This window comes from Streptomyces sp. NBC_01546 (assembly GCF_045208355.1).
In the GTDB taxonomy this organism is placed as follows: domain Bacteria; phylum Actinomycetota; class Actinomycetes; order Streptomycetales; family Streptomycetaceae; genus Streptomyces.
In genome coordinates, this window is record NZ_CP109379.1 from 5,059,028 (window position 1) to 5,080,148 (window position 21,121).

Genomic DNA, 21,121 nt, shown 5'->3' on the forward strand with positions numbered 1-21,121 from the left:
AAGTGTTCTTCCGAAATTTGTAGCTGGTTACCTTGTACCGGCGGGTAGGTGGGACGATCGGACAACAGGTCCTGCCACGCCAGCGGTGTGCCGGGCCCTGTGTGTACAGCGAACCAGGGACAGAAGAGGAACACGGCCATGGCAACGGCGCCCAGCGTCTCGTATTCGATGACGGTCCGCCTGGAAGTGCCCGCGAGCGGAACCGCGGTCTCCCAGCTCACCACCGCCGTGGAGTCCTCCGGCGGCTCGGTCACCGGCCTCGACGTGACCGCCTCCGGCCACGAGAAGCTCCGGATCGACGTCACCATCGCCGCGACCTCCACCGCGCACGCGGACGAGATCGTCGAGAAGCTGCGGGGGATCGAGGGCGTCAGCCTCGGCAAGGTCTCCGACCGCACCTTCCTCATGCACCTCGGCGGCAAGATCGAGATGGCGTCCAAGCACCCCATCCGCAACCGTGACGACCTCTCGATGATCTACACCCCGGGCGTGGCCCGCGTGTGCATGGCGATCGCCGAGAACCCCGAGGACGCGCGCCGCCTCACCATCAAGCGCAACTCCGTCGCAGTCGTGACGGACGGCTCGGCCGTGCTGGGCCTGGGCAACATCGGCCCGATGGCCGCGCTGCCCGTCATGGAGGGCAAGGCGGCCCTCTTCAAGCGGTTCGCCGGCATCGACGCCTGGCCGATCTGCCTCGACACCCAGGACAGCGACGAGATCGTCGCCATCGTCAAGGCGATCGCCCCCGGCTTCGCGGGCATCAACCTGGAGGACATCTCCGCGCCGCGCTGCTTCGAGATCGAGGCCCGGCTGCGCGAGGCCCTGGACATCCCCGTCTTCCACGACGACCAGCACGGCACGGCGATCGTCGTGCTCGCCGCGCTCACCAACGCACTGCGCGTCGTGGGCAAGGCAGTTGGCGACGTCAAGGTGGTCATGTCGGGCGCCGGCGCGGCCGGCACCGCCATCCTCAAGCTGCTCCTCGCGGCGGGCGTCAAGAACGCCGTCAGCGCCGACATCCACGGTGTCGTGCACGCGGACCGCCCCGACCTCGTCGACGCGGCCCCCGACTCCCCGCTGCGCTGGATCGCCGACAACACCAACCCCGAGGGCTACACGGGCACCCTGAAGGAGGCCGTGGTCGGCGCCGACGTGTTCATCGGCGTCTCGGCCCCGAACGTGCTCTCCGGCGAGGACGTCGCCGCGATGGCGGAAGGCGCGATCGTGTTCGCGCTCGCGAACCCGGACCCCGAGGTGGACCCGGCCGTCGCGCGTCAGACCGCCGCCGTCGTCGCCACCGGCCGCTCCGACTTCCCGAACCAGATCAACAACGTGCTGGTCTTCCCGGGTGTCTTCCGCGGTCTGCTGGACGCCCAGTCCCGGACGGTGAACACCGACATGATGCTGGCCGCGGCGACCGCCCTGGCCGACGTCGTCGGCGAGGACGAGCTGAACGCGAACTACATCATCCCGTCCGTGTTCAACGACAAGGTCGCCGGCGCCGTCGCCGGAGCCGTCCGCAAGGCCGCCACCACGGCCTGAGGGGTTCGAGGCGCGTGAGGGCCGTCTGTGACGGCCCTCACGGGCGCCTGATCCCGGCGCGTCGCGAGATGCGGGCCGTGCGGGCCGCCTCTAGGGTTGCGGGGATGCCCGCGAGGTCCGCGGTCCGCAGCAGCGTGCGGGCGAGGGCGTGGACGGAGCGTCACCGAGGGGTGACTGTGGCGCTTTTCGTGTGACCCCGGCGGGTGCCGGATTGGCTTTCCCGCCGCTGGTGGGGGCAGGATGCGTAACCGGGCGAGAGGGTCTGACGTTCAGACCCGGGTCCGGGGACTGTCCGAGGGCCCTGGCAGCATCGGCTTCGATCTCACGCCTCTAAGGCAAGTTGAACACGGGAGTACAACATGAACCGCAGTGAGCTGGTGGCCGCTCTGTCCGAGCGCGCCGAGGTGACCCGCAAGGACGCCGACGCCGTTCTGGCCGCGCTCGCCGAGACCGTTGGCGAGATTGTCGCCAAGGGCGACGAGAAGGTCACCATCCCCGGCTTCCTGACCTTCGAGCGCACCCACCGTGCCGCTCGCACCGCGCGCAACCCGCAGACCGGCGACCCCATCCAGATCCCGGCCGGCTACAGCGTGAAGGTCTCCGCGGGCTCCAAGCTCAAGGAAGCCGCCAAGGGCAAGTAGTCCTGCCCCGGCGCCGAAGGCCGCACGGGCCTTTGGAACGGCAGCAGTACGGCGAAGGGCGGCCACCCCGGCGGGGTGGCCGCCCTTCGGCCGTGCCGGGCCCGGCGGTTGCCGCCGAACCCAAGGAGCATGCGTCGAGCCCCAGGAGCCTGCTGCGGCCCACGGGCCCTGCTGAGCCCCACGGCCTGTTGAGGGCCCCAAGGCACCAAGGGGCCCTCTGAGGCCACGAGAAAGCCCCCCTGAGGCCCTTGCGGGCCCTCAGGGGGGCTTTCTGACGGTCCGACGGCCTGACGGGCCGGTACCGCTGCGCCGGCGAACGGCTCAGACGAGGTCGCCGCCCGGCAGCTCGACCTTCGCGCCGAGCTCCACGAGCTTCTCCATGAAGTTCTCGTAGCCGCGGTTGATCAGGTCGATGCCGTGGACCCGCGAGGTGCCCTCGGCCGCCAGCGCCGCGATCAGGTACGAGAATCCGCCGCGCAGGTCGGGGATGACCAGGTCGGCGCCCTGCAGCTTGGTGGGGCCGGAGACGACCGCCGAGTGCAGGAAGTTGCGCTGGCCGAAGCGGCAGGCCGAGCCGCCCAGGCACTCGCGGTACAGCTGGATGTGAGCACCCATCTGGTTGAGCGCCGAGGTGAAGCCGAGCCGGGACTCGTAGACCGTCTCGTGGACGATCGAGAGGCCCGAGGCCTGCGTCAGGGCGACCACGAGAGGCTGCTGCCAGTCGGTCTGGAAGCCGGGGTGGACGTCCGTCTCCAGCGCGATGGCGTTGAGCGGGCCGCCGGGGTGCCAGAAGCGGATGCCGTCGTCGTCGATCTCGAAGGCGCCGCCGACCCGGCGGAAGGTGTTCAGGAAGGTCATCATCGAACGCTGCTGCGCGCCGCGCACGTAGATGTTTCCGCCGGTCGCCAGGGCCGCGGACGCCCAGGAGGCGGCCTCCAGGCGGTCCGGGAGCGCCTTGTGGTTGTAGCCGCCGAGGCGGTCCACACCCGTGATCCGGATGGTCCGGTCGGTGTCGACGGAGATGATCGCGCCCATCTTCTGCAGCACGCAGATGAGGTCCTCGATCTCCGGCTCCACGGCGGCGTTGCTGAGCTCGGTGACGCCCTCGGCCAGCACGGCCGTCAGGAGCACCTGCTCGGTCGAGCCGACCGACGGGTAGGGGAGGCGGATCTTGCAGCCGCGCAGGCGCTGGGGGGCCTCCAGGTACTGACCGCCCTCGCGCTTCTCGATGGTCGCGCCGAACTGGCGGAGCACGTCGAAGTGGAAGTCGATCGGCCGGCCGCCGATGTCGCAGCCGCCCAGACCCGGGATGAAGGCGTGGCCGAGGCGGTGCAGCAGGGGGCCGCAGAACAGGATCGGGATGCGCGACGAGCCCGCGTGGGCGTCGATGTCGGCGACGTTCGCGCTCTCGACGTGGGTCGGGTCGAGCACCAGCTCGCCCGGCTCCTCGCCGGGACGGACCGTCACCCCGTGCAGCTGGAGCAGCCCGCGCACGACCCGGACGTCACGGATGTCGGGAACGTTGCGCAGCCGGCTGGGTTCGCTGCCGAGCAGAGCGGCGACCATGGCCTTGGGCACGAGGTTCTTCGCACCGCGGACACGGATCTCGCCCTCAAGCGGGGTGCCGCCGTGGACAAGCAGTACATCGTCACTGACTGTGCCGGTCATGAATCTCGCGTTCCGGAGTGGGGTGGGCAGGGGGCCAGGGAAAAGAGTAAGGGTCCCGACCCCTTTGTTTGTATGGCTGACGCGGCCCTGGAACTGTCATGAATTCGGTACAACACCCTCCGTACCCACCACATGGCGGAGTGTTGCGTTCCGCTCGCGCCGTCCGCGCGCCCTCCCTCCTGCTGCCGTGCGCCCTGAGCTGCGGGCGATCCGATCTCGCCGCCGGGTCCCCGCAACGGGCGATTGTGCGGGATCATGGCGGCATGACCGAGGTGTCCTCCCTCACAGGGCGGCTGCTCGTGGCCACCCCCGCCCTCGCGGACCCGAATTTCGACCGCGCGGTGGTGCTGCTGCTCGACCACGACGAGCAGGGCTCCCTCGGCGTGGTCCTGAACCGGCCGACCCCGGTGGGCGTCGGCGACATCCTGCTGCCCTGGGCGCCCCTGGCCGGCGACCCGGGAGTGGTCTTCCAGGGCGGTCCCGTCGCACTGGACTCGGCCCTGGGGGTGGCGGTCATCCCGGGCGAGGAGGGCCCGCTCGGCTGGCGCCGGGTGCACGGGGCGATCGGGCTGGTCGACCTCGAGGCGCCGCCGGAACTGCTGGCCGCGGCGCTGGGCTCGCTGCGGATCTTCGCCGGTTACTCGGGCTGGGGCCCGGGCCAGCTGGAGGACGAGGTGGGCGACGGCGCCTGGTACGTCGTGGATTCCGAGCCCGGTGACGTGTCGTTTCCGGACCCCGAGCGGCTGTGGCGGGCGGTCCTGCGCCGCCAGCGCAGCGACCTCGCGATGGTGGCCACCTATCCGGACGACCCGTCGCTCAACTGACCACCGCCGCGTTCAGTACCCTGGTTTTTATGAGCACTCTTGAGCCCGAGCGCGGGACTGGTACGGGGACCCTCGTAGAGCCGACGCCACAGGTGTCCCACGGCGACGGCGACCACGAGCGCTTCGCCCACTACGTCCAGAAGGACAAGATCATGGCGAGCGCGCTCGACGGGACCCCCGTCGTCGCGCTCTGCGGCAAGGTGTGGGTGCCGGGCCGGGACCCGAAGAAGTACCCGGTCTGTCCCATGTGCAAGGAGATCTACGAGTCCATGGGCCCCGGCGGGGACAAGGACAAGGGCGGCAAGGACAAGTAGTCCGGCCTTTCCGCCGCAGGACCAAGGCCCCCGGGGTGCGCATCGGCGTACCCCGGGGGCCTTCGGCGTACTAGGGTCAGCGCGACGAGCACTCTGCGGAACGGGCGTTGCGCAGGGCGCAACAGGCTGCTGCGAAGGGCTGACGCATGGACCTGATCCCCGCACCCCGGGTCGCCGATTTCCATGAGGGCGGGCTCCGCTTCGAGTTCGGGCCCGAGCCGGTGCTCGCCGCCGGGCCGGGCTGCGAGGGCGCCGCGCGCCGGCTGCGCCGCGAACTCGGCGACGCCACCGGCTGGAGCCTGCCGGCCGCGGGGCCGGGCGCGGAGCCGGCCGCGGCCGCCGAGATACGGCTCAGGATCGACCCGGAGGCCGGGGAGGGGCAGGGGGCGGCGCCCGAGTCGTACGGGATCACCGTCGACGCGGCGGGCGTCGAGCTGACCGGCGCGAGCGAGGCCGGGCTGTTCTGGGGCGTCCAGACGCTGCGTCAGCTGCTGGGGCCCGACGTGTACCGCAAGGCCCCGCTGCCCGGCCGCACCTGGAGCGTGCCGTACGTACGGATCGCGGACGCTCCCCGGTTCGGGTGGCGCGGGCTGATGCTCGACGTGGCCCGGCACTTCATGCCCAAGGACGGGGTGCTCCGGTACATCGACCTGCTGGCCGCGCACAAGCTCAACGTGCTGCACCTGCACTTGACGGACGATCAGGGCTGGCGGGTCGAGATCAAGCGCTACCCGAGGCTGACCGAGGTCGGCGCGTGGCGGGCGCGCAGCCGGTGGGGCCACCGGGCCTCGCCGCTGTGGAACGAGACCCCGCACGGCGGTTACTACACGCAGGACGACATCCGGGAGATCGTCGCGTACGCCGCCGAGCGGCACGTCCGGGTGGTCCCGGAGATCGACGTACCGGGCCACTCGCAGGCCGCGATCGCCGCGTACCCGGAACTGGGCAACGCGGACGTGGTCGACACCTCGGCGCTGGAGGTGTGGGACGACTGGGGCGTCAACGAGAACGTGCTCGCGCCGACCGAGGCCGTCCTGCGGTTCTACGAGGGGGTCTTCGAGGAACTCCTTGAGCTGTTCCCCGCCGAGGTCTCGCCCTTCGTCCACGTGGGCGGGGACGAGTGCCCCAAGGCGCAGTGGAAGGCCTCCGCCGCCGCGCAGGAGCGGATCCGCGAGCTGGGGGTGGACGGGGAGGACGGGCTGCAGTCCTGGTTCATCCGGCACTTCGACACCTGGCTCGCCGAACGCGGGCGGCGGCTGATCGGGTGGGACGAGATCCTGGAGGGCGGCCTCGCGCCCGGGGCGGCCGTCTCCTCGTGGCGGGGGTACAGGGGCGGGATCGCCGCCGCCGAGGCGGGGCACGACGTGGTGATGTGCCCCGAGCAGCACGTCTACCTGGACTACCGGCAGGCGGGCGGAGCCGAGGAGCCGATGCCCATCGCGTACGTCCGCACACTGGAGGACGTGTACCGGTTTGAGCCGGTTCCGCCGAAGTTGTCGCCCGAGGCGGCCGCCCATGTGCTCGGCGCGCAGGCCAACGTGTGGACCGAGGTGATGGAGGACCAGGGCCGCGTCGACTACCAGGTGTTCCCGCGGCTGGCGGCGTTCGCCGAGGTGGTGTGGTCCTGGCAGCCCGCTCCGGAGGAGCGCGACTTCGCCCGGTTCGAGACGCGGATGGCGGCGCACTACGCGCGGCTGGACGCGCTCGGGGTCGGTTACCGGCCACCGGGCGGGCCGCTGCCGTGGCAGCGGCGCCCGGGGGTGCTCGGGCGGCCGAAGGAAGGAACGCCCCCGAACGTGTGACAACCAGAACCGGAACTCTGGCTGGATTTCTGGTGATACGGGGAAAAACGGGCGATCGGCCTGAGGTGTGCGGGTCCGGGCGGCGGCGGGGCAGGGAGCGTCCGGGGCGGGCTGCGGGCGAGGGGGCGCCCGGCCTACCCTCGCGCCGGGCGTCCGGGAAGATGTGCCAGAGTTGCCACCTCCCGGAGGTGAGCACGTACCGTACGGCGGAACAGGCGTGAGCGCCGGGACCGGGACATCGGGAAGGGGCAGCTGGGTTGACCACGCACGCACCGCAGGCGGCGCAGTCCGTGACGCTGCCGACCTCGCTCGACGAGGCCGTGGCGGCACTCACCGCCATGCCCGCCGCCGTGCCCGTCGCGGGCGGCACCGACCTCATGGCCGCCGTCAACGCCGGGCTGCTGCGGCCCGCCGCGCTGGTGGGCCTGGGGCGGATCAACGAGATCCGCGGCTGGCAGTACCAGGACGGCCACGCGCTGCTCGGAGCGGGCCTCACCCACGCGCGGATGGGACGGCCGGATTTCGCCGCTCTGATCCCCGCGCTGGCGGCCGCCGCGCGCGCCGCCGGGCCCCCGCAGATCCGCAACGCCGGCACCCTCGGCGGCAACATCGCCACCGCCGCGCCCACGGGCGACGCACTGCCCGTGCTGGCCGCGCTGGAGGCCGTACTCGTCATCGTCGGCCCGGCCGGATCGCGCGAGATCCCCGTGTCGCACCTGCTGGCCGGCCGCGAGATGCTGCGGCCCGGCGAGCTGATCGGCTTCGTCCGGGTGCCGCTGCTGCACGCGCCGCAGGTGTTCCTCAAGGCCACGGGGCGTACCGGACCGGGGCGCGCGGTGGCGTCCGTGGGGCTGGTGCTGGATCCCGCGCGCCGGGGCGTGCGCTGCGCGATCGGGGCGGTCGCCCCGATGCCGCTGCGCCCGCTGGAGGCCGAGCAGTGGGTGGCCTCTCTGATCGACTGGGACGGGGAGCGGAGTCTGGCTCCCGAGGCACTGGAGGCCTTCGGCGAGTACGTCGCGGCCGCCTGCGTGCCCGACCAGGGGGAACCGGTGGCCCCCGGTGTACTGCATCTGCGGCGGACGGTGGCCGTGCTGGCGCGCAGGGCCCTGGGGAGGGCGCTGACCTCATGAGCGGGAACGAGAACGAGAACGTGACCCAGGGGAACGGTACGGCGAGCTGGGGCTGGGAGCCGGTGCCGCAGGGCGCCGAGTACGACTCCGACGCGACGGCCTTCGTGAAGCTGCCGCAGGACATGCTGGACGCGCTGGGGACCGGCGAGCCCCTCGCCGCGCCCGGGCACGGGTACGTGCCGCCGCCGATGATCGTGCCGCTCGGCTCGGCCAGCACGGATCCGGCGGCCACGGGTACGTGGACGATCCCGGTGCAGTGGCCGGAGGCGGGGGCATCGGCTCCGGCCGCGGCCCAGGCTCCGGCTCCGGTCGGCGGGCCGATTCCGGCCTCGATCCCGATTCCGGCATCGGTGGCCGCGGCGTTCGCCGAGGTGGAGCCGGAGGCTCAGACGGAGCCGGAGCCGGACCGGGATCCGGGGGCGACGGCGGAGTGGCGGTTCCCCGACGAGGCCTCGTCGACCGGGCAGTGGGCCGCCGACTGGAGCCAGGCCCCGGCGACGCTGCCGGGCGGCGCCGCGGCGCCGTGGGCCAACCACCCGGACTACGCGGCGCAGGCGCAGCAGCCGGAGCCGGAGCCGGGAATGCTGCCGGGCACGGACGACGCCGTGGCTTCCGCGGCGGCCGCCGAGCGGCTGCTCGGCGGGCCCGGGGTCGGCCCCTCCGCGGCGCGGGCCGCGCGTGCTGGGCGGCCCGGGCGTGGGCACCCCGCTCCCGGAGGCGGGCGAGCCGGTGCACCCGGCCCCGCACGACATCGAGGCCGCGCACGGTCCGGCGGCGATGCCGGTCGAGGAGGAGCGGCCGCACCCGGTGGCTTCCGGCGGCCTGGATCTGTTCGGCGGAACGAGGCTCGAGGCGGCTGCCGAGCCTGAGGCGGAGCCGGAGCCGGAGCCGGAGCCCGAGCCGGAGCCGGAGCCCGAGGCGGCGGAGCCCGAGGCTGTGGCCGAGACGGGGCCCTTCGCGGGGCCGTCCGAGGGGCCGTTCGCGGAGCCCGGGGGTACGGACGGGCACGGCTTTGCCGGGGCCGGGCCGGCACCCGCCGTGATCCCGGCCGGGTCCACGCCGATCGGGGACACCGCCGACATCGCTGTGGCACCCCCGGCCGAGGACACCGCCGGAGGTTTCCCGGCCGAGGTGCCGACGTACGAAGAAGACGAGGCGGCAGCCGAGGCCGTCGCCCGTGTCACCCATCACGAGCACCCGCAGGCCTCCTACGTCCTGCGCGTCAACGGCGCCGACCGTCCCGTCACCGGGGCCTGGATCGGCGAGTCCCTGCTCTACGTGCTGCGCGAGCGCCTCGGCCTCGCCGGCGCCAAGGACGGCTGCTCCCAGGGCGAATGCGGCGCCTGCGCCGTGCAGGTCGACGGCCGGCTCGTCGCCTCCTGCCTGGTGCCCGCCGCGACGGCCGCGGGGAGCGAGGTCCGTACCGTCGAGGGTCTCGCGACGGGCGGGGAACTCTCGGACGTGCAGCAAGCGTTGTGCAGGTCGGGTGCGGTGCAGTGCGGATTCTGCGTACCCGGTATGGCCATGACCATCCACGACCTGCTGGAGGGCAATCACGCCCCCAGCGAGCTGGAGACCCGTCAGGCCCTGTGCGGCAACCTCTGCCGCTGCTCCGGCTACGCGGGGGTCATCGACGCCGTGCGCGAGGTCGTGGCCGAGCGCGAGGCGACGGCGGCCGAGGGAGCCCACGCTCCGGTGACGCAGGAGCCCCGCATTCCGCACCAGGCAGCGCCCGGCGAGGGCGGCATCCACCACGGAGGCACGGCGTGAGCGGGCAGGACGCGGCGACTGCGACGACAACGGTGAACACCACGGTGACCGCCCTGGCGGCGGACGCCGAGGCAGCGGCCGCCGAGCAGCGGGCACCGAGCGGAATCGGAGCGTCCGTCCCGGCCGCCGACACCCGCGCCAAGAGCGAGGGCACCTTCCCCTACGCCGCCGACCTGTGGGCCGAGGGCCTCCTGTGGGCCGCCGTGCTGCGCTCCCCGCACGCCCACGCCCGGATCCTCTCCATCGACACCTCGGCCGCCGCCGAGATGCCCGGCGTACGCGCCGTCGTCACCCACGCCGACGTCCCCGGCGCCACCACGCACGGCCGCCGCATCGCCGACCGGCCGGTCTTCGCGCACGACGTCGTCCGCCACCACGGCGAGCCCATCGCCGCCGTCGCCGCCGACCACCCGGACACCGCCCGGCTCGCCGCCGCCGCGATCGCCGTCGAGTACGAGCTGCTCGACCCGGTCACCGACCCCGAGCAGTCCTTCGGCGCCCCCGCACTGCACCCCGACGGCAACCTGATCCGGCACATCCCGCTCCGCTACGGCGACCCGGAGGCCACCGGCGAGGTCGTCGTCGAGGGCCTGTACCGGATCGGCCGCCAGGACCCCGCGCCCATCGGCGCCGAGGCCGGGCTGGCCGTGCCGCGGCCCGACGGCGGCGTGGAGCTGTACACCGCCTCCACCGACCCGCACACCGACCGCGACCTGGCGGCCGCCTGCTTCGGCCTGGAACCGGACCGCGTGCGGGTCGTCGTCACCGGCGTGCCGGGCGCGACGGCGGACCGCGAGGACGCCGCCTTCCAGCTGCCGCTGGGCCTGCTGGCCCTGCGCACGGGCTGCCCGGTCAAGCTGGCCGCCACCCGCGAGGAGTCCTTCCTCGGCCACACCCACCGCCACCCGACCCTGCTGCGCTACCGCCACCACGCGGACGCGGAGGGCCGCCTGGTCAAGGTCGAGGCCCAGATCCTGATGGACGCTGGCGCGTACGCCGACGCGTCCTCGGAGTCCCTGGCGGCGGCGGTGGCCTTCGCCTGCGGCCCGTACGTCGTCCCGCACGCCTTCGTGGAGGGCTGGGCGGTACGCACCAACAACCCGCCGTCGGGCCACGTCCGGGGCGAGGGCGCGATGCAGGTGTGCGCGGCGTACGAGGGGCAGATGGACAAGCTCGCGGCCGCCCTGGGCATCGACGGCGCCGAACTGCGCCTGCGCAACGCGCTGGCGACGGGCGACCTCCTCCCGACGGGCCAGACGGTGACCTGCCCGGCGCCGGTGGCGGAACTGGTCCGTGCGGTACGGGACTTCGAGCTGCCCGCCCTCCCGAAGGACACCCCGGAGGACGAGTGGCTGCTGCCGGGCGGCCCCGAGGGCGCGGGCGAGCCGGGCGCGGTGCGGCGCGGGGTCGGGTACGGCGTCGGCATGGTGCACATGCTGGGCGCGGAGGGCGCCGACGAGGTGTCGACGGCCACCGTGAAGGTGGTCAACGGCGTGGCGACGGTCATCTGCGCGGCGGTCGACACCGGCCAGGGCTTCGCCACGCTGGCCCGCCAGATCGTCCAGGAGGTGCTGGGCGTCGACGAGGTGACGACGGCTCCGGTCGACACCGACCAGCCGCCGGCCGGCCCGTCGGCGCACGGCCGCCACACGTGGGTGTCGGGCGGCGCGGTGGAGCGCGCGGCCAAGATGGTGCGCACCCAGCTCCTCCAGCCGATGGCCCACAAGCTGGGCATGTCCACGGAGCTGCTGCAGATCACGGATGGCCGGATCACGTCGTACGACGGCGCCTTCTCGATGACGGTCGCCGAGGCCATAGAAGGCAAGGAACTCTGGGCGACGGCCCAGTGCCGCCCCCACCCGACGGAACCCCTGGACGCGGACGGCCAGGGCGACGCCTTCGTGGGCCTCGCCTTCTGCGCGATCCGCGCGGTGGTGGACGTGGACATCGAGCTGGGCTCGGTACGGGTCGTGGAGCTCGCGGTGGCCCAGGACGTGGGCCGCGTCCTCAACCCCCGCCAGCTGGAAGCCCGTATCGAGGCGGGCGTCACCCAGGGCGTGGGCGCGGCCCTGACGGAGAACCTCCGCACGGTCTCCGGCCTGGTCCGCCACCCCGACCTGACGGGCTACGCCCTGCCGACGTCGCTGGACGCCCCGACCGTCCGCATCGTCAAACTGGTCGAGGAACGGGACGTGGTGGCCCCCTTCGGCGCGAAGGCGGCGAGCGCGATCCCGGTGGTGACGGCACCCGCGGCGGTAGCCTCGGCGGTCCGATCGGCCACGGGCCGCCCGGTGAACAGGCTCCCGATCCGGCCATCGGCGGCGGTCGCAGCGCCCAACTCGTGACCGTGTGACCCGCATTGCACCTGCAACCCGGGAGTTGGGGCTGTCGGTGCTGGTCGCTACAGTGATCGGTGAGATTGCGTACGCGCGCGTGCGAACGGGGACGGGGAGTCGGGGAGGCCATCGTGGCACAGGACAACGGAGGTCTGTTCGGACCAGGCCTTACGGCGGGTCTGGCGGATTCGATCCGGGCGCAGGCGGCGGCGCAGTCGAGGGCCGCGGCGCTGAAGATCGAGCATGACACGCTGAAGGAATACAGGGGCATGGTCGATGCCCTGCTCGAAGAGCTGAGCGGATCGGACGCGGACCACAAGAAGCTGGCCCACGGCACCCTGCGCGAGGGCTCGCTGGGCAAGGGATTCCCCGAGGCCGACGCCCTCTACAAGTCGTACACGACGGTCATCACGGAGCTGGAGAAGCTCTCGAAGGGGTTGGCGGATCAGATCGAGGGCCTGGGCATCGCGATCCTGACGGCGGGCAAGGGCTACGTGGACGTGGACGAGGAGACGAAGCGTCGTATGGCCGCCATCGCCAAGGAGGCGAAGGAACGCTACGTTCCGGACCGGGACCCGTATGGCGGCAACGGGACGGGCGGTACGATCTGATGGCGACGGATTTCGAGGGTTACACGCACCAGCAGCTGAAGGCGATGATCGCCTCGCTGGACCCGGAGACGGCGAAGACGAGGGCCGCGCAGCTCAAGAAGGCCTCCGACGACATCGCGAAGATCGCGGAGAAGCTCAAAAACCACCGTGTCACCGGCTGGGAGGGTGAAGCAGCCGTCGCCTTCCAGGACTGGGTGGGCCGGGCGGGCAACGCGACGCTCCGGCTGAGCAAGTACAGCGCCGAGGGCTCCAAGTGGCTGACCGACGCCGTCCAGAAGATGGTCGAGGCATCGAAGATGCCTGCCTACGACACAGACGCCGCCGCAAACTTGGAAGCGGCCCGCAAGTTCCACAACGACCCGGACTCGCAGCAGATCCGCCAAGAGGCGAACTCGAAGCTGAACGCGGACCACTCCGAGGCCGTGAAGCTGATGAAGGCCCTTGCTGAGTCGTACGAGCAGTCCTCGACGCAGATGAACAAGGCGGAGATCCCGACGTTCCCGCCGCCGCCGGGGGTGTTCGTTCCGTCTGACTACCTCCCGTATGAGGATGTTGCGCGGGACGGCGGCACCAGCGGCACTGGTACGCCCGACCGCAGAGGCTTCACGGACGCGTCCTATTCGCCGCCGAGCAGCGACAGCTCGAACGAACCGGGTTTGGTCCCCGGACGCCAGCCGCAGTCGGACAACACCTTCCCGACGACGACGCCCGTGCCGGTGCCCCCGGACCGGGACGTGGACGTGGACCTCGACACCGTCACCACGCTCCCGAATCCGCCCCTGTCTCCGGTGACGACTCCGCCCGCCGGCCCGCTGCCCACAGGCCCCGGCGGTCCCCCGCCCGTTAGCCTCGTCCCGCCTGTGACTCTGCCGCCGGTCGGCGGCATGAAGACGATCCCCGGCATCGGCCCCGGCGGCTTCCCGCCCGGAGGCCCGATCCCGGGTACGAACGGTCCCCTCGGCAAAATCGGCCTGCCCCCGCGTGACCCCGGCATCATGGGCGGCCGCCCGGTGAACCCCACCGGCCCCAGCTCGGGCATTCCGCGCGGCACGGTCATCGGCACTGAAGCTGGGCATGCCGGCCGTGGCATGAACGGACCGATGGGCGGCGGCATGGGCGGTGCCCACGGTGGCGTGGGTGGCCCGGCCGGGGGCCGTCGGCTGGCCTCGGAGCCGGGAGGTATCGTCGGCGGGCGTCAGCCTGCGACGGGCGGTCGCTCGACGCCGTTCACCCAGGGCGGCTCGGGTCTCGTGCGGAACAACACCGGTGGTGTCGGTGCGGGTCCCATGGGCCACGCTGGCGCGGGTGCGCGCACTCTGGGCGGCCGACGCGATGACCATGGGGGTGAACGCCCCGACTACCTGGCCGAGGACGAAGAGACCTGGCAGGGCAACCGTCGTGTTGTTCCGCCGGTGATCGACTGAGCAGAACGGACATTGCACGGGATGCGCATGCGTAAGGCGACCTCGGCCCTGGTGGGTCTGCTGCTGGCCGGGGTCGCCGCGACTCCGGCCCACGCGGATACCGTGCGGTCGAAGCAGTGGCATCTCGACGCCATGAAAGCCGACGAAATTTGGAAGATCAGTACCGGCAAAGGCATCACCGTCGCCGTGATCGACAGTGGTATCGGTAAAGTGCCGGAGCTCGAGGGCCAAGTGCTTGCCGGTAAGGACTTCGTGACCGGGAGCGCTGGGGACGAGCGTACTGACCTCACAAATCACGGTACGGGTATGGCTGCAACCATCGCGGGAACGGGGAAGGGGCCTGGCGGGGACGGCGCGTTTGGGCTCGCACCCGGTGCCAAGATTCTCCCCATCCGTGTGCCTGACATGCTGGAGGCGGCGACGACCCCGTCTTGGTCTGCTGCTATTCGGTACGCGGCAGACTCCGATGCCAAGATCATCAACATTTCTCAGGGCAGGCCGGGCAGGCCAGAGGATGACCAAGAGCGTGCTGCTGCGGTTAAGTACGCCCTTTCCAAGGGTAAGTTGATCTTCGCTGCCGTCGGAAACTCGGGCGATTCGACCAACGAGATCGCATACCCCGGTGCGACTCCTGGTGTCGTCGGTGTGGGTGCAGTTGACGCGCAGGGTGAGGCCCTCAAGATTTCGCAGCACGGGCCGCAGGTCGACTTGTCTGCACCAGGCAATGCCATCATCGCCGCTTGTACAGGTAAGACGGGGATCTGCACGGGTACCGGTACGAGCGCGGCTAGCGCCCTCGCCTCCGCCTCCGCTGCCCTGCTCTGGTCCGCGCACCCCGACTGGACCAACAACCAGGTGCTCCGGGTCCTCCTGAACACCGCGGGCAAGCCGACCGACGGCTCCCAGCGCAACGACTTCGTCGGTTACGGCGTCGTCCGCCCCCGCATCGCGCTCCCCACCCCCGGCGACCCCGGCCCGGCGAACGTGTGGCCGCTGCCCGACCTGGGGGCGGAGGAGGCGGCCAAGTCCCCCTCGGCCTCGGCGGACGGCAAGGCACCCAACTCGGCATCGCCCAAGCCGGCGCCCCAGGCCGCCGAAGACAAGAACGACGGCAACCTCCTTCCCTGGATCGCACTCGGGCTGGGAGCCTGCCTGCTGATCGGCGGGGCCGTCACGGCCGTCGTCGTACGCCGTAACCGCTAGCTGCTTACCGCTGACCGCACCTGACAAGGGAGTTCACGCGATGTCGTTCGACGAGGAGTGGTCGGCGGCACGCGCCACGGCCGCCGCCAACGTCTCCATGCGGCTCAACCAGGTCCCCGTCGATCCGGGCGGCGGCGGTGGCGGCGGCGACCTCGATCTGAATCAGGACCACATCGGCGCCATCGGCTCCGAGGCGTACAAGCTCCACACCCGCCTGCAGACGGACGGCAAGCACGCCGCGACCGCCACCGCCGAAGCCGCGGGCGCGCTCACGAAGGAGAACTTCGCGAGCGGGGCGGCGCTGCTCAAGGCGAACACCCTCTGGGAGAGCCAGGTGAAGACCCTCGTGTCCGCCTGCGCCATCATCTCCAACGGGCTGAACTACTCGCTCTCCTCCCACGCCAAGGACGAGCAGCAACTCCAAGCCGATTTCACGGCTTCAGCCATCAACTCTTACCTCAAGTAGGCGCCCGCATGCTGACGTACGAGAACGTGATGCACGCACCCCTGGACAAGCTCCAGACGGCCGTCACCGACTGGAAGGCGATGGTCGACAAGCTGGACGAGCTGGCCGAGGTGGCGCGCAACGGCATGAAGGTGAAGGCCGACAAAGCCGAGTGGAACGGGGTCACCGCCAGCGTGGGGCGGGAGTTCGTCGCCAAGACGGCCAAGGAGTTCGAGGACGCGGCCAAGGAAGCCAAGGGCGTCCACCAGATCCTCAGCGACGCCCACACCACCATCAAGACGGCTCGGGACGCGCTGAAGAAGGCCGTCGACGAGGAGGCGCCTGCCGCCGGGTTCCGAGTGGACGCGGCCGGCAAGGTCTCGGCCATCCCGATGGACCCGAAGACCGAGTACGCGGCCCGGCACGACCCGGACTACCCCGAGTTCAGGCGGAAGCAGGAAGAGAACCGCAAAGCCTGGCAGGTGAGGGTGGACCGGCTCGTCGAGGACTGCGCGGACGCCGACGACTCCTTGGCCCGCGCATTGCGCGCCAACGTCTCGGACGACCACAACTTCACCGCGCCGAAGTACACCACCCTGGACGGCGAACAGGCCGACCGCGCGGCCGAGCTGATGAAGAAGCTCAGCAAGGAACAGGGCGGGGTGGCCCGCAACCCCGAGGCGCTGCGCGAGCTGGAGGACCTGCTCGACGACAACCGCAACGATGCCGACTTCTCGACGGACTTCTACCGCAAGCTCGGCCCCGAGGGCACGCTTGAGGCGTACGCGAAGCTGTCCATCGACGCGTCGAGCCTGGGCGAGGCGGGCAAGGACCGCCTGGCGATGGTCGGCAACATCCAGAACGACATGGGCGCGATGCTGGGGCTTGCCACGCAGAAGAGCTCGCCGAACTACCTGGACGCGGCGTGGACGACCGACCTGATGAAGGCCGGCCGCAAGGAGATGCAGGTCACCGGCGATCTGACCAGCAAGATCTACGGTTACCAGGCGCTGGGCGCGCTGCTCCACGAGGGCAAGTACGACAAGGACTTCCTGACCTCGGTCGGCCGGGACATGGTCGCCTTCGACCGCGAGAACCCGAAGGCCTGGGAGCACGGGGCCCCGTACGACCCGAAGACAGTGCTCAGCCAGGACAAGGACGGCAGTCGGGGCTTCTACCCGCTGACGGGCTTGATGGACGCGATGTCCCACAACCCTGACGCGGCGACGGCCTTCTTCAACGAGCCAGTCCGCCAGGACAGCAACGGCGACGGAATCGTCACCACGGCCGACAAGGTCGTGGACGGCCAGCACGGCAAGGCCCGGGGCATGGTCGACTACATGCTCGACAAGGAGTCGTGGGCCGACGGCTTCGACCGGACCCCGGACCACCCCTACGGTGGAGCGGGCCCGGCCCAGGAGGCTCTCGGTGGCGCCTTGGAGGCGGCGGTGAGCGGCCGCGCGGCGGGCGACGAGGACGCGAAGCCGGTGCCGCACACCAAGGAAATGACGGCGGTCATGGAACGCGTCGTCGAGAAGATCGGCGACAAGCCGGAACTGGTAGCCGCGAAGCCGGGCGAGCCGGACGGTCCGCTGAAGGGGCTCTCAGGCCACTTCGGCCAGATGGCGGCCGAATACATGCCGGACCTGCAGGCCTCGGCGGAGAACGGCAGTCGGATGATCAAGGCCAACGGTGTGATGGCCGAGTTCCACAAGGCCGACATGGCTGCTTTCATCGGGGCGGTGGGGCAGGACCCGGACGCGTACGGCGCCATCACCAACTCCCAGCGGGCGTTCACGACCACCCTCATCAACGACGTCGTCGCGCACCGGACCGAGTACGAGGACCTGGACGCGGCGATCAAGAGCGTCGTGCACCCCGGCGGCCAGATCGCCGGCATCCTGTCCGAGGCTCGGGCCGAAGGCACGTTCGCCGAGAACGGACACAAGGCGGAGGAATACGTCAAGGGCGTCGAGGACAACGCCAAGTGGATCAACCGCGGAATCAGCGCGGCCGGTGGTAAATACCTGGAGATGGTGCCGCTCGCCGGGGACGTCGTGGAGTGGCTCCAGGAGGACATCACGGAGGGTGTCGTGGAGCGCGCCAAGAAGGACCAAGCGGAGAAGACGGGCGAGGCCGATCACAAGGCGGTGCTCGACTACACGAATGCGCAGACTGAGGCAGGCGAGTCGGCGGCGCAATCGGTTCGGAAGGCGGTGGAGGGAACGGGCATGAGCCAGCGGACCATCGATGCCCTCGCGGGCGTGGCGTCGACAGAGACGGCCAACGCGCATGCGGTCGGTCGAGGCCAGGTCGTCACGTCCAACGGCGGCTCCTGATGCGCGCGGCTCATGCCTCCATAGCGATCCTCGTCGCCGCGGGCGCGCTGGCCGGCTGTGCGGAGGCGGGGAAGGCCCCTGCCCCCCGGTTGCCGGAGCGCACCTGCTTCGGCATTTTCACGCCCACCGATCTTGCGCCTCTGATGGGGCCCGGCAAGACGGTGAACGAAACCTCGCCGGCCGACGTCAAGCTGTCGGCGGACCGCCGCTCGGCAACCTGCAACGTGGACGTCGACGGCCAGCCGCGGCTCCTCGTATCGGCCACGCGCCAACCACTGGGCCAGCACTTCACCTGGCCGCCCACCGATCCGAACCAGCCCGCAGCGGATGCACTGCCCTTGGGAGACAAGGGCATCGTGTGGAACACGGGTGCCCGCGTCGCGCTCACCTGCAATGGCCCCACTGATTCCTTCGAGCTGCTGCTGACCCTCGGGGGTTCGGTGGAGCACATGAAGCCCGGCACGTCGCGCCCTGTGTTCACCACGCTCATGGCGAAGTACCTGGAAGCCGCCAAGCAGCAGACAGGCTGCGGGGCCTAGCGGGGAGCACGCCCGCTGGGCAGCCACGGAGCGGACCCGGAACAGCCGGGCCCGCGCCGGGCCGGTTGCCCGGCACGGCAATGGCCGCTCAGGATTCTCCTGAGCGGCCTGCCGCGAAGCCGTGACCGGAATCGAACCGGCGTAACTCGCTTTGCAGGCGAGTCCCTCAACCACTCGGGCACACGGCTGTGGGGTGGTGATGTGCACGACCGTACGGGGGGTCCGGGGGTGGGGGAAGGGTTGGGCGGCGGGTGCAATGTGACTGCCATGCCGCGTTCATGGTTCTAGGTCCTAGGTCCGATGGACTAGGCGGGATCCGTCGAATTGACAGGGTCCAAACCAGGGCACGCCCCTTACCCTGGGGCGATGAGTGCCCTTGAACCCCGTGTGCCCCAGATAGCCGCGCCGCTCCCGCCCCCCTCGCAGGGCGGGATCCTCGGGCCCGCGTACCGGACGCTCAGCATCGGGATCATCTCCGTCGTCTTTCTGATCGCCTTCGAGGCCACCGCCGTGGGGACGGCCATGCCCGTCGCCGCGCGGGAGCTGGAGGGGATCGGGCTCTACGCCTTCGCCTTCTCCGCCTACTTCACGACCAGCCTGTTCGGCATGGTCCTGTCAGGGCAGTGGGCCGACCGGCAGGGGCCGTTGCGGCCGCTGACCGTGGGGATCGCCTCGTTCGCCACGGGGCTCGTGGTCTCCGGGACCGCCGGGGTCATGGGGCTGTTCGTACTCGGCCGGGCCGTGCAGGGGTTCGGCGGCGGGCTGGTGATCGTCGCCCTGTACGTGGTGGTCAGCAGGGCGTACGAGGAGCGGCTGCGGCCCGCGATCATGGCGGCCTTCGCCGCGAGCTGGGTGGTCCCGTCCATCGTCGGCCCGCTGGCCTCCGGGACCGTGACCGAACACCTCGGCTGGCGCTGGGTGTTCCTCGGGATTCCGGTCCTCGTCGTCGTTCCCCTCGTCGTCGCCCTGCCCGAGATACGCAGGAGCGCTTCCGGGCCGGTGGACGCGGCGCCCGTCGCCTTCGACCGGCGGCGGATCCGGCTGGCGTTCGGCATCTCGGTCGGCGCCGGGCTGCTCCAGTACGCCGCCCAGGACCTGCGGTGGCTGTCGCTGCTGCCGGCGGTGGCCGGCGTGGCCCTGCTCGTGCCCGCCGTGCTGGGGCTGCTGCCGCGCGGGACCTACCTGGCGCGGCGCGGGCTGCCGTCGGTGGTGCTGCTGCGCGGGGTCGCGGCGGGGTCGTTCATCGCGGCGGAGACCTTCGTACCGCTGATGCTGGTCACCCAGCGCGGGCTGAGCCCCACGCTGGCCGGGTTCTCGCTGGCGCTGGGCGGGCTGACGTGGGCGGGCGGCTCGTGGGTCCAGTCGAAGGGGCGGATGGCTCCGTACCGGGAACGGCTGATGGTGGGCGGGATGGTGATGGTGGCCCTCGCCATCGCCGCGGCGCCCGCCGTGCTGATCGAGTCCGTGCCGGTGTGGACCCTGGCGCTGGCCTGGGCGGTGGGGTGCCTGGGGATGGGGCTGGTGATCGGCTCCACCAGTGTGCTGCTGCTGAAGCTGTCGGCGCCGGAGGAGGCCGGGGCGAACTCCGCCGCGCTGCAGATTTCCGATGCGCTGGCCAATGTGGTGTTGCTGGCCTGCGGGGGCGCCGCGTTCGCCGCGCTGGGGGGTGGTGCGGTGGGGGCCGGCCATGCCGTTGCTGCCTCGGGGGCCACGGCTTCGCATCCTGGGGCGTTCGTCGTCGTGTTTCTGCCGATGGCCTGTGTCGCGTTGGTCGGGGCGTGGGTCGCGACCCGGCTGCACGCTCCCGAAGGCGGGGTGTGAGTGCGCGGGTGCGGCGCCGTTGCCGGGGCTCCGCCCCGGACCCCGCGCCTCAAACGCCGGCGGGGCTGAAGGACCGGGGCGCTGCCCCCGAACCCCCGCGCCTCAAACGCCGGCGGGGCTGAAAAGGACCCCGCTGGGCTCCCCGTAGGGACGAGCTGATCATCGGGCTTTCCGGCGCCGAGCGGCAGCGGGTCGGGGGAGCCGCCGGGCGGTTTGCCGGGCAGCATGCCGGGCTGTTGAAGCGGCTCGGCGAATGACCCGGCACCTCACCCTCGTCGAAGTGCTCGACCTGGCCCGGCTCGCCTGCCTCGCCCAGGACCAGCCCGTCGAGCTGCGGGCCCCCGGGCTGCTCGAGTCGGCCGTGCACCGGCCTCGTGCTCGGATGTTCGGGACGCCCGTGTACGAAGATCCGTACGAGCAGGCCGCCGCGCTGCTCCACGGCCTCGCCACCAACCACCCGCTGGTCGACGGGAACAAGCGCACGGCCTGGCTCGCCGCCGCCACCTTTCTCGCCGTGAACGGCGTCGATACCGGCGGCGTCGACCAGGATCTCGCGTACGGGCTGGTCATCGACGTGGCGTCCGGAGACGAGGGGGACATCGGCCGGATCGCCGGGCGGTTGCGGGCGCTGCACGAAGCAATGTGACGCTCGCCGCACCGCGCGAGGTCACGGGCCTGTCCCTCCGCGAGGGGCGGGCCCGTCCCGGTAAGG

17 protein-coding genes, 1 tRNA gene and 1 pseudogene are annotated in these 21,121 nt (G+C 71.5%); 17 read left to right on the forward strand and 2 right to left on the reverse strand.

The window, feature by feature from the left end:
* Positions 1-138 precede the first annotated feature (138 nt).
* Together OHA89_RS23090 and OHA89_RS23095 are read left to right on the forward strand one after the other, a co-directional pair.
* Entirely contained in the window at positions 139-1,542 is a 1,404-nt protein-coding gene (locus OHA89_RS23090; RefSeq protein WP_266609555.1) for an NAD-dependent malic enzyme, read from the forward strand.
* Positions 1,543-1,901: 359 nt separating this feature from the next.
* Positions 1,902-2,183 carry an HU family DNA-binding protein gene (locus OHA89_RS23095; protein ID WP_007264399.1) on the forward strand — a complete coding sequence of 94 codons (282 nt, stop codon included), beginning with the start codon at positions 1,902-1,904 and terminating at the stop codon, positions 2,181-2,183.
* A 321-nt stretch (positions 2,184-2,504) separates the two neighbouring features.
* On the opposite strand, the gene murA is transcribed toward OHA89_RS23095, so the two are convergent.
* Positions 2,505-3,851 carry a UDP-N-acetylglucosamine 1-carboxyvinyltransferase gene (gene murA / locus OHA89_RS23100; RefSeq protein WP_215147360.1) on the reverse strand — a complete coding sequence of 449 codons (1,347 nt, stop codon included), beginning with the start codon at positions 3,849-3,851 and terminating at the stop codon, positions 2,505-2,507.
* Between the two features lie 263 nt (positions 3,852-4,114).
* Between murA and OHA89_RS23105 the strand changes: the two genes are divergently transcribed.
* From OHA89_RS23105 to OHA89_RS23165, 13 genes and pseudogenes are all read left to right on the forward strand, one after another.
* Positions 4,115-4,675 (forward strand): YqgE/AlgH family protein, encoded by a 561-nt coding sequence (locus OHA89_RS23105; RefSeq protein ID WP_215147362.1) that lies wholly within the window; start codon positions 4,115-4,117, stop codon positions 4,673-4,675.
* Between the two features lie 29 nt (positions 4,676-4,704).
* Complete coding sequence (locus OHA89_RS23110; RefSeq protein ID WP_030010729.1) at positions 4,705-4,989, forward strand: DUF3039 domain-containing protein; 285 nt, start codon at positions 4,705-4,707, stop codon at positions 4,987-4,989.
* Positions 4,990-5,135: 146 nt separating this feature from the next.
* A complete protein-coding gene (locus OHA89_RS23115) occupies positions 5,136-6,791 on the forward strand; it encodes a beta-N-acetylhexosaminidase (RefSeq protein WP_406366978.1) in 1,656 nt (551 codons plus the stop codon).
* 257 nt (positions 6,792-7,048) lie between these two features.
* Positions 7,049-7,921 (forward strand): xanthine dehydrogenase family protein subunit M, encoded by an 873-nt coding sequence (locus tag OHA89_RS23120; RefSeq protein WP_215147366.1) that lies wholly within the window; start codon positions 7,049-7,051, stop codon positions 7,919-7,921.
* Entirely contained in the window at positions 7,918-8,790 is an 873-nt protein-coding gene (locus OHA89_RS23125) for a hypothetical protein (protein ID WP_406366980.1), read from the forward strand. The genes OHA89_RS23120 and OHA89_RS23125 overlap by 4 nt, the downstream gene beginning before the upstream one ends.
* A gap of 319 nt (positions 8,791-9,109) precedes the next feature.
* Positions 9,110-9,691, forward strand: a pseudogene (locus OHA89_RS23130) ((2Fe-2S)-binding protein); the annotation flags it as partial.
* 44 nt (positions 9,692-9,735) lie between these two features.
* Positions 9,736-12,036 (forward strand): xanthine dehydrogenase family protein molybdopterin-binding subunit, encoded by a 2,301-nt coding sequence (locus tag OHA89_RS23135; RefSeq protein ID WP_257559433.1) that lies wholly within the window; start codon positions 9,736-9,738, stop codon positions 12,034-12,036.
* A gap of 122 nt (positions 12,037-12,158) precedes the next feature.
* Positions 12,159-12,638, forward strand: a complete 480-nt coding sequence (locus tag OHA89_RS23140; protein ID WP_406366982.1) for a hypothetical protein — start codon at positions 12,159-12,161, stop codon at positions 12,636-12,638.
* Complete coding sequence (locus OHA89_RS23145) at positions 12,638-14,062, forward strand: WXG100 family type VII secretion target (protein ID WP_406366983.1); 1,425 nt, start codon at positions 12,638-12,640, stop codon at positions 14,060-14,062. The genes OHA89_RS23140 and OHA89_RS23145 overlap by 1 nt, the downstream gene beginning before the upstream one ends.
* Before the next feature lie 21 nt (positions 14,063-14,083).
* On the forward strand, positions 14,084-15,265 hold the full coding sequence (gene mycP, locus OHA89_RS23150; RefSeq protein WP_406366985.1) for a type VII secretion-associated serine protease mycosin: 1,182 nt from the start codon (positions 14,084-14,086) through the stop codon (positions 15,263-15,265).
* 40 nt (positions 15,266-15,305) lie between these two features.
* The gene (locus OHA89_RS23155) at positions 15,306-15,731 is read left to right on the forward strand and encodes a hypothetical protein (protein ID WP_406366987.1); all 426 of its coding nucleotides are present in this window, start codon (positions 15,306-15,308) and stop codon (positions 15,729-15,731) included.
* Positions 15,732-15,739: 8 nt separating this feature from the next.
* On the forward strand, positions 15,740-18,049 hold the full coding sequence (locus OHA89_RS23160; RefSeq protein WP_406366989.1) for a hypothetical protein: 2,310 nt from the start codon (positions 15,740-15,742) through the stop codon (positions 18,047-18,049).
* Positions 18,049-18,588 (forward strand): hypothetical protein, encoded by a 540-nt coding sequence (locus tag OHA89_RS23165; RefSeq protein ID WP_266609563.1) that lies wholly within the window; start codon positions 18,049-18,051, stop codon positions 18,586-18,588. The genes OHA89_RS23160 and OHA89_RS23165 overlap by 1 nt, the downstream gene beginning before the upstream one ends.
* Before the next feature lie 116 nt (positions 18,589-18,704).
* Here the strand turns inward: OHA89_RS23165 and OHA89_RS23170 are convergent.
* Positions 18,705-18,776, reverse strand: a tRNA-Cys gene (locus tag OHA89_RS23170).
* 178 nt (positions 18,777-18,954) lie between these two features.
* Here OHA89_RS23170 and OHA89_RS23175 point away from each other — a divergent pair.
* Together OHA89_RS23175 and OHA89_RS23180 are read left to right on the forward strand one after the other, a co-directional pair.
* Positions 18,955-20,409 (forward strand): MFS transporter, encoded by a 1,455-nt coding sequence (locus tag OHA89_RS23175; RefSeq protein WP_266609564.1) that lies wholly within the window; start codon positions 18,955-18,957, stop codon positions 20,407-20,409.
* A 253-nt stretch (positions 20,410-20,662) separates the two neighbouring features.
* Positions 20,663-21,055, forward strand: a complete 393-nt coding sequence (locus OHA89_RS23180; protein WP_406366992.1) for a type II toxin-antitoxin system death-on-curing family toxin — start codon at positions 20,663-20,665, stop codon at positions 21,053-21,055.
* The last annotated feature ends 66 nt before the right edge of the window (positions 21,056-21,121 follow it).

Coding starts and splice junctions, on each gene's coding strand:
- OHA89_RS23145 (WP_406366983.1), top strand. CDS start 12,638: ATGGCGACGGATTTCGAGGGTTACACGCACCAGCAGCTGAAGGCGATG.
- OHA89_RS23125 (WP_406366980.1), top strand. CDS start 7,918: ATGAGCGGGAACGAGAACGAGAACGTGACCCAGGGGAACGGTACGGCG.
- OHA89_RS23095 (WP_007264399.1), top strand. CDS start 1,902: ATGAACCGCAGTGAGCTGGTGGCCGCTCTGTCCGAGCGCGCCGAGGTG.
- mycP (WP_406366985.1), top strand. CDS start 14,084: ATGCGCATGCGTAAGGCGACCTCGGCCCTGGTGGGTCTGCTGCTGGCC.
- OHA89_RS23175 (WP_266609564.1), top strand. CDS start 18,955: ATGAGTGCCCTTGAACCCCGTGTGCCCCAGATAGCCGCGCCGCTCCCG.
- OHA89_RS23115 (WP_406366978.1), top strand. CDS start 5,136: ATGGACCTGATCCCCGCACCCCGGGTCGCCGATTTCCATGAGGGCGGG.
- OHA89_RS23165 (WP_266609563.1), top strand. CDS start 18,049: ATGCGCGCGGCTCATGCCTCCATAGCGATCCTCGTCGCCGCGGGCGCG.
- OHA89_RS23155 (WP_406366987.1), top strand. CDS start 15,306: ATGTCGTTCGACGAGGAGTGGTCGGCGGCACGCGCCACGGCCGCCGCC.
- OHA89_RS23105 (WP_215147362.1), top strand. CDS start 4,115: ATGACCGAGGTGTCCTCCCTCACAGGGCGGCTGCTCGTGGCCACCCCC.
- OHA89_RS23110 (WP_030010729.1), top strand. CDS start 4,705: ATGAGCACTCTTGAGCCCGAGCGCGGGACTGGTACGGGGACCCTCGTA.
- OHA89_RS23090 (WP_266609555.1), top strand. CDS start 139: ATGGCAACGGCGCCCAGCGTCTCGTATTCGATGACGGTCCGCCTGGAA.
- OHA89_RS23160 (WP_406366989.1), top strand. CDS start 15,740: ATGCTGACGTACGAGAACGTGATGCACGCACCCCTGGACAAGCTCCAG.
- murA (WP_215147360.1), bottom strand. CDS start 3,851: ATGACCGGCACAGTCAGTGACGATGTACTGCTTGTCCACGGCGGCACC.
- OHA89_RS23180 (WP_406366992.1), top strand. CDS start 20,663: ATGACCCGGCACCTCACCCTCGTCGAAGTGCTCGACCTGGCCCGGCTC.